Origin of the sequence: Novosphingobium sp. KN65.2, from assembly GCF_001368935.1 — a bacterium.
GTDB lineage: Bacteria > Pseudomonadota > Alphaproteobacteria > Sphingomonadales > Sphingomonadaceae > Novosphingobium > Novosphingobium mathurense.
In genome coordinates this window covers 1-523 of record NZ_CCBH010000108.1, presented here as the reverse complement: position 1 = coordinate 523, position 523 = coordinate 1, and the positions used below count along the sequence as shown (strand labels likewise).

The 523-nt window shown below is 60.4% G+C and carries 1 protein-coding gene; it reads left to right on the top strand.

Translation table 11 applies throughout. The annotated features are described in order from the left end of the window. Positions 1 to 489 (top strand): DUF1643 domain-containing protein (locus SPHV1_RS03995; RefSeq protein WP_054944768.1); only part of this gene is annotated, 489 nt, incomplete at its 5' end. Between the last annotated feature and the right edge of the window lie 34 nt (positions 490 to 523).

Sequence of the window (523 nt, the reverse complement as noted above, 5' to 3'; positions counted from 1 at the left end):
ATGAGTGCAATCATCTCCGATTGTGGCCGCTACCGTTACCGCCTGGAGCGTGACGGGCCGGGCGAGGGCGCGACGGCCATCATCATGGTGAACCCGTCCACCGCCGATGCTGAGCAGGACGATGCGACGATTCGAAAGCTGCGCGGATTCGGTGAGCGCCACCGGTGGGGCAGGCTGATCGTCGGGAACCTGTTCGCATATCGCGCAACAGACGTTCGCCAGCTTGGCAAGGTCCGTGATCCCATAGGCCCGGAGAATGATAACCATCTCATCCGCATCCTTGCGGAATGCCATCAGGTGGTCTGCGCGTGGGGGCCAATCGCCAAGCAACCAAAGTACCAGCGCAACCGCTTCATAAACGTCCTGTCGCTGATCAACGGCGCGTGCCTTGACCCAAAGAGCATTGGACCTGCCGCCAAATGCGGCCACCCGAAGCATCCCCTGATGTTGCCCTACGACAGCCCCATCTTACCTTGGATCAAGCCATGACCTTCCCCCAACCCAACGAAAGGAACGCGTGATG